The following is an 8,004-nucleotide window of genomic DNA, read 5'->3' on the forward strand; positions in this document are numbered from 1 at the left end:
GAGCTATAAACAACTCTGGTGAGACTAACAACTCGGTCTCCTGCTCCATTTTTCTGTCTATTTTTGACTTGAGTTGTTGTCTCGACAGTGAGGGAGTTGCTTGATACAGTTGCACCGAAGAGTGAAATGCTTTCATTAATGGCCTACTCCGGATATCCCCTAAGAAAATCATCCCTCCTGGTTTGACTACCCTGATACTTTCTTCTATTACTTGCAACAGATACTCCACACTCGGGAAATACTGGACTATTGAACTCAGTAGCACTACATCGAAACTGTTATCTGCTAGATCAGCCATATCTTCAGCTCGTTTCTGTGCTAAGGAGACATGACCATATTTGTCTGGTTGCTGTTCTATTTGTTGTTTGATGTATTCTAATGAGACCTTGGAGATGTCTGTGCCTAAATATTTTTGTGTTTGCGGTGCGATTTGAAATAGCAGCATTCCTGTGCCACAACCTATTTCCCACACACTCTCTGGTTTCTGGGCTAATACTTGGCTAACAATATCCCCTGCCCAGATGCGCATTTGCTCTACTGGTATGGGCTGGTTATCATAACTGCTGCGCCAACCTGAGAGGTTAAATAAGGGGTCGATAATTTCACTCTCCCCATTCTCTATTTGTTGATTGAATACTTCTTGCCAATTACTGAGTTGATTATTTGATAGTTCTGGGTTAAAATTCGTGGCAGTTTCAGTTTCAGCTACTAGGTATGCGACTAAACGTTTGTCTCCTGGCTTATCCTCTCTGGCAATTACCACTGCTTCTTTGACTTTGGGATGTTCATTTAAAATCCCTTGAATTTCTCCAGTTTCTATGCGGTAGCCTCGGATTTTTACTTGGTGGTCTATTCTACCTAAAAATTCTATATTGCCATCAGGTAGGTAACGTACCAAGTCTCCTGTTTTGTATAATCTTTTCCCTTGCCAAAAGATGAACTTTTCGCTAGTTAATTCTGCTTGTTTTAGGTAACTGCGTGCTAGCCCTTCTCCTGCTATGTGTAGCTCTCCTGCTACTCCTATGGGTACAGGTTGTAAATGGACATTAAGAATATATACCTGGGTGTTTGCTATTGGTCTGCCTATGGTTGGTGATTTGGTTGCTCCTTTTTCCATTAACCCATATGTTGAGTAGGTTGTGTCTTCACTAGGACCATAAAGATTGTATACCGCTTTAATTGTTTGTTGTTCATACAGTTGTTGAACCAGTTGATTATCTAGGGGCTCTCCTGCCAGATTCACTGTTTTTACTCCAGTGGGAATACTTTGATTTCTGACTAATTCTCTTGCTGCTGATGGTACTGTGTTGATTAGGCTTACTTCTCCTGCTGCTGGTAGTTCGGGGAGATATAAAGCATTTTCAGCTAATATGACTTTTCCTCCCCAACTTAAGGGTACAAACAATTCAAATACTGATAGATCAAAGCAGATAGAAGTGGAGGCTAATACTCCTGATAATTCTTCTTGGCTATACACTTCTCGTGCCCAATACAATAGGGACACTGGACTACCGTGTTCAATTGCTACTCCTTTAGGTCGGCCTGTAGAACCAGAGGTATACAATACATAAGCTAGGTTCTGGGGATTAACATTACTGACTACATTAGCTTGTATTTCTGCCCTATTAGCTTGGTTGATATCTATTAGAGGTGTTTTGGTTTCTGGTAGGTTCAACTGGGAGTTGAAGTCAGTTAACACTAAGTGTAACTCCCCGTCTTCTAATATTTGAGATAAGCGTGAAGTTGGATAATTCGGGTCTAATGGCACATAAGCTCCTCCAGCTTTAAGTATGGCTAATAAACCTACTACCATCTCTACTGAACGCTCTACACATATTCCCACTAGGGTTTCTGGAGATACTCCCAATTTTTGCAAATAATGGGCTAGTTGATTAGCTTTGCTATTTAATTGAGAATAGGTCAGCTTTTGCTCTTCAAATACTACCGCTATTGCATCTGGGTTGTTTTCGACCTGTTCCTCAAATAACTGATGGATACATTTGTCTGTGGGGTAATCTGTTTTGGTATTGTTCCACTCCACCAGTATTTGGTATAACTCTGGCTCTGTCATTAATGGCAACTGGCTCACAGGTCGCTCTGGAGTCTCTACTGCTGCTGATAGTAAGTTTTCATAATGTGACATCATGCGACTAATTGTTTCCGCTGAGAACAAGTCTCGGTTATAGGCACAAAATCCTTTGATTTCTTCTCCTACTGGCCACAGATGTAACTCTAAGTCAAACCTCACTGTCATCTCAGCTCCTCCCCCTTCATAAAAACCTACTTCCAAGTTAGGTAAGGTAAAGGATGGTTTTAACATTTCCTCTTGCTGAACGGCAAACATTACCTGAAATAAGGGGTTTTGCGATAGTGCCCGCTCTGGTCGCAACTCTTCTACCAATTTCTCAAAGGGTATGTCTTGGTGACCATAAGCTTCTAGAGCTGTTTGTTTAACTCGGTTTAATACTTCTGTGAAACTAGGGTCTCCTCCCAGGTCTGTGTACATGACTAGGGAGTTCACAAAGAAACCTATCAATCCTTCTATTTCACTGCGGTTGCGGTTGGCTATGGGTGAACCTACTGCTATACTTCCTTGACCACTGTAACGAGACAGCAATACTTTGAATACTGCTAACAGGGTCATAAATAGGGTGGTTCCCTGCTTTTGGGTGAGTTGTTTAACTTTTGATGTTAGTGCTGCTGGTATGTTTATGGGTATACCTGCTCCATTAAAAGTTTCAACTGCGGGTCGGGGATGGTCTTTTGGTAGTTGTAGTTGAGGTAAGTCTTGGAGCTTTTGCTTCCAATAGTTGAGTTGGGTTTCGAGGGTTTGACCTTGTAAGTAGTTCTTTTGCCAAACTGCAAAGTCCGCATATTGTATGGGTAGCTCTGGTAATGGGGATGGTTTCTCGAACAGTGTGGCAGTGTAAATAGCTGAGAGTTCTTTGGGTAATACTGTCAGTGACCAGCCATCGGAAGCTATGTGATGTAATGTGATTTGCAGTATGTGTTCTGTTGTTCCTAGTTGATACAACTGAGCGCGTATGGGGGGGTCTACTTCCAGATTGAATCTTTGTTCATTTTCTTGTTGGAGTAGTTGTTGTAGTTTGGTAGTAGAATCATAAGGTGTTAACCCACTTAGGTCAATTATGGGTAGTTCTAATTCAAAGGGGGGTTGAATTATTTGTACTGGTGTGCCGTTGATTTCACTGAAGGTGGTTCTGAGGGTTTCATGGCGAGCGATGATTTGGTTGAGACTTTTTTGTAGAGCTACATAGTCCAATTGACCTAATAGATGTAGGGTTAATGGCATATTGTAGGCGTTGCTACTCAAGGCCATTTTTTCTAGGAACCATAGCCTTTGTTGTGCATAAGATAATGGTGGCGGGTTGCCATTTCGCTCAATAGGTTTTATTTGAGACTGCTGTGAGTATACAGATTGTTTGGCACTGTACAAAAAGCTGAGGATTTCTTCTTTACGTTCCCGCAGTTGAGCTAGCAATGTAGGTGTAAGTTTTCCTTCAGGAGCACTATAGTGTAGTTGATCTCCTTCAAGCCAAAGTTGGATGTCTTGGTTGCGAAGCTCAAATAAAAACTCTTCTATCATTTGCATTTGTTTCATATCTAGAGAACTCCTTGATTACGTTTGTTAACTGTGTTATCTTGGACAATTGGATGTGTTTTTGCTGCCCAAATACAGGCATCTATATATTTACTTATACTTTCCACTGTAGAAGATTCAAATATTTTCCTTAAAGGAAACTCTATATCAAAGGCTTGTCCTATTCGAGACACAACTTGAGTTGCTAGCAAAGAATGGCCACCCAAATCAAAGAAGTTATCATGTATTCCCACCTTTTCTATTCCTAATACTTCTGCCCAAATTCCTGCTAATACCTTTTGTGTCTCCGTCTCAGGAGCTACATATATTGACATACTACTGACCACATCCGGTACAGGTAATGCCTTACGGTCTACTTTGCCATTGGGCGTCAGTGGTAGTTCTGGCAACAGTAAAAACCTACTGGGTATCATGTATTTCGGCAACTGCTCTTTCACATACTGTTTTACTTTCTCTATTTGTTCTGTATCTGATACTTCTGGAGTTTCACTTTCTAGTACTAGATAAGCCACTAGACCTTTATTACCAAAGTTATCTTCTCTTGCTACTACCACTGTTTCTTGGACTTGAGGGTATGAATTAAGAACTGCTTCTATTTCTCCTGTTTCGATGCGATATCCTCGCACTTTTACCTGATGGTCAATTCGACTTATAAATTTTATATCCCCATTTGGTAAGTAGCGAACTAAGTCCCCTGTTTTATATAGCTTGCAATTGTTATCAAAGGGATTAGGTATAAATTTTTCTACAGTCAATTCTGAATTGTTGAGATAACCTCTGGCTAGACCAGCACCACCGATGTGTAGTTCTCCTGCTACACCTATGGGGACTGGTTGAGTATTCTTATCTAGGATGTAAATTTCTGTATTCGTGATGGGACGGCCAATAGTAGGTTCAGTCTTCGCTCCCTTTTCTAATAAAGTATATGTGGAATATGTTGTATCTTCTGATGGACCGTACAAATTGTATACACCTTGAACACTTTCTTGCTGGTATAATTTTTGTACCAGTTGGTTTGTAAATACTTCACCAGCTAAGTTAATTATTTTTACATTTGAAGGTATTGCCTTGATTATTAAAAGTTCAGTTACTGCTGAAGGAACTGTATTAATTAAAGTTACTTCATCTGCCTGTTTAACATTAGGTAAATCTAAGGCATTATTAGCCAAAATTACTTGACCACCACAACTTAATGTCACAAATATTTCAAAAATAGATAAGTCAAAACAAATCGAGGTAGAAGCTAATACACCAGCAAGTTGCTCAATTGTAAATATCTTTTTAGCCCAATTGCATAAAGCGACTGGACTATGATGTTCAATAGCAACTCCTTTTGGTTTACCTGTAGAGCCGGAAGTATAGATGACATAAGCTAAATTTTCTGGGTTGGCCTCATTTAGCAGATTTTGGTTACTGAGGGATGCGATCGCATCCCAATCTCGATCCAAACAAACCACCTGAGTTTGATGTTCTGGCAAGGATACCACTAACGACTGCTGGGTAAGCAATACTAATACTCCTGCATCAAAAAGCATATAAGCTAACCGTTCCGATGGATAATTTGGGTCTAATGGCACATAAGCTCCACCTGCCTTAAGAATCCCCAACAATCCCACTATCATCTCCAGCGATCGCTCTACACAAATACCCACTAATACTTCTGGTTTAACCCCCAGAGTTTGCAAGTAGTGAGCTAATTGGTTAGCTCGACTATTTAACTCAGAGTAGGTAAGTTGCTTATCCTCAAAGACTACCGCTACTGCATCTGGTGTTTTCTCTACTTGTTCCTCAAATAATTGATGGATACATTTGTCTTTAGGGTAATCTGTTTTCGTGTTGTTCCACTCTACCAGTATCTGATGTAGCTCTGATGATTTCATTAGTGGCAACTGCAATACTTTCTGTTCGGGATTTGCCACCACTGCTTCTAACAAAGTCTGAAAATGTCCCATCATCCGAGCTATTGTGTCTGGCTCAAAGATATCGGTGCTGTAAACACAATAAGCTTCTATACCAGATGAAACTTCCCAACAGTGAACTTCCAAATCGAATCTAGTGAAATCAAAATCAAATTCCATTTCACTTACCCTTAAACCTGGTAGATTCCAAGCCTCCATTTTGTTGTTCTGGAGAGCAAACATCACCTGTACTAAAGCGTTGTGACTCAGGTTTCGTTCAGTTTGCAATTCTCCCAGTAGCTTTTCAAAGGGTAAATCTTGGTGAGTATAAGCGTCTAACGTAGTTTTTTGTACTCGCTCTAATAATTTTCTGAAGGTTGGGTTATCCGACAAATCAGCCCGCAAAACAAGGGTATTAACAAACATACCAATTAATGGTTCAATTTCCCTTCGATTGCGATTTGCTATGGGAGAACCAACTACTAGATCGGACTGACCACTGTAGCGTGATAGTAAAACAAAAAATGCAGCCAACAAAGTCATAAATAACGTACTTCCTGACTCTTGGCTTAACTGTTTCAGTTTTTGGGTTAAATAGGAGTCAAGCTTAAAATATTCCATCCCACCTTTAAAAGTAGGTTCAGTAGGACGAGGGTAGTTGGTAGGAATATCCAGAATAGGGGAAATTCCAGACAACTGTTTTTTCCAGTAATTCAGTTGTTTCTCAAGGACTTCTCCTGTCAACCATTCTCGTTGCCAGCTAGCAAAGTCCGCGTATTGGATGGGCAACTCTGGTAAAACCGATGACTTTCCCTGAGCAAAAGCCTCATACAAAGTTGATAACTCTCTAACTAAAATTCCCAAGGACCAACCATCAGAGATAATATGATGCATTTTGATCAGCAACACATGATGTTCTGACTCTAGTTGCAACAAAGTAACTTGTACCACTGGACCATTAGCTAAGTCAAAAGTTGCCATAGCTTCCTGTCTGACTAATTCTTTAACCTTTTCTGACTGCTGGTAAGTCGAGTCACCACTTTGCAAATCTACCACAGTCAGTGGCAGTTCCATTACAGGTGCAACTATCTGTACGGGTTGTCCATTTATTTCGGGGAAACTAGTTCTTAAAGTTTCATGGCGTTGGATGATTTCTTTCAGGCTTTGCTCCAAAGCTACAACATTTAAAGGCCCCTTCAGGTTTAAGGCAATTGGCTGATTATAGGAAGAGTTATCAGGAAATAGCTGGTTGACAAACCATAACCTTTCCTGAGCAAAAGATAAGAGCAACTTACCATCCCTAGGAATTTGTTTAATAGTCGTTGCTAATGGTTCTTGAGTTGTGTGAGCTTTCCGCATAAACTCTAGGATTTCTGTTTTGCGCTCAACCATATCTTGTCTCAGATCTGGTGTGATTACTCCCTTCGGAGCCTGACAACCTAATTGCCCTTTATCTATCCAAAGTTTGACCCCTAGATTTTGCAGGTATGATACAAATTCAAATGTTTTCATAATAAAAATGCCTCATGTTCTTTTGTTTCAGAAATTAATGAAGTCTCATTTTGAGAAACTTGACGCAGCACTTCAAGGTTCTGGGCAATGTCAGCAATAGTAGGGAACTCAAATAAATCCTGCAAAGTCACTTCCTTCTCAAAAGCTTGTTGTATCCTAGATACAACTTGAGTAGCTAGCAAAGAATGACCACCCAATTCAAAGAAGTTATCGTGTATCCCCACCTTTTCTATGCCCAACACTTCTGCCCAAATCTCTGCTAATACCTTCTGTGTCTCCGTTTCAGCAGCTACATACTCCGTTGACACACTACTAGCCACATCCGGTACAGGCAATGCCTTACGGTCTACCTTACCGTTAGGAGTCAGAGGCAGTTGCGATAACACCATCAACCCCGATGGCACCATATACTCTGGCAACCTCGACTCCAAATACTCTCTCAACTGCGGTATCAGTTCCTTTTTCAACTGGGAACTCAACGGATTATTCCCATAATTATTCCAGTTACCTGCTACCACCGATTTTTGAGTTAGGGGTGTTAACACTATCCCTTCTTTGGCTAACTCTCTGCGCACAAATACCCCATCCATCAATTCCGGACCTCCCTGAGCAGACCAACACAACTCTAGAGAATACCCATTATCCGAACTCACTTCATATAACCTTTCTGGGTCTATGCTATTGACTAGCTTCTCCTCTAACCTCTGCTTCAACTGCTGTACATTCTCCTTTTCTTTGGGCTGTGATAGCAACTCTACCAACTCTACATCATTAGCTACTCTGCCATTAACTAAACCACTAAAGCAAATTGATTCTGGCCCTTTGTCTCGCAGATAAGTTTCTATCTGTTGAACACTCATACCTGCTCCACTTTCTACAGTCGGTGTTATTACTTTTCCTGGTTGTGCATCTATATACAACAGTACGCTATACCTATACTTATTCAGTTCATTGTGTTCTGTTCCCCTCTGT

Annotated in this window: 3 protein-coding genes; all 3 read right to left on the bottom strand. The window is 40.6% G+C overall.

Annotated features, from left to right (window positions below; translation table 11 throughout):
- Positions 1-3,622 (bottom strand): amino acid adenylation domain-containing protein (locus tag F6K20_RS15200; RefSeq protein ID WP_287295180.1); only part of this gene is annotated, 3,622 nt, incomplete at its 3' end.
- Between the two features lie 2 nt (positions 3,623-3,624).
- The gene (locus F6K20_RS15205; RefSeq protein WP_008190460.1) at positions 3,625-7,032 is read right to left on the bottom strand and encodes a non-ribosomal peptide synthetase; all 3,408 of its coding nucleotides are present in this window, start codon (positions 7,030-7,032) and stop codon (positions 3,625-3,627) included.
- A partial coding sequence (locus F6K20_RS15210) for a phosphopantetheine-binding protein (RefSeq protein WP_287295181.1) occupies positions 7,029-8,004 on the bottom strand: 976 nt, incomplete at its 5' end. The genes F6K20_RS15210 and F6K20_RS15205, both read right to left, overlap by 4 nt.

It is taken from the genome of Moorena sp. SIO2C4 (assembly GCF_010672485.1).
GTDB lineage: Bacteria > Cyanobacteriota > Cyanobacteriia > Cyanobacteriales > Coleofasciculaceae > Moorena > Moorena producens.

Coding starts and splice junctions, on each gene's coding strand:
- F6K20_RS15205 (WP_008190460.1), bottom strand. CDS start 7,032: ATGAAAACATTTGAATTTGTATCATACCTGCAAAATCTAGGGGTCAAA.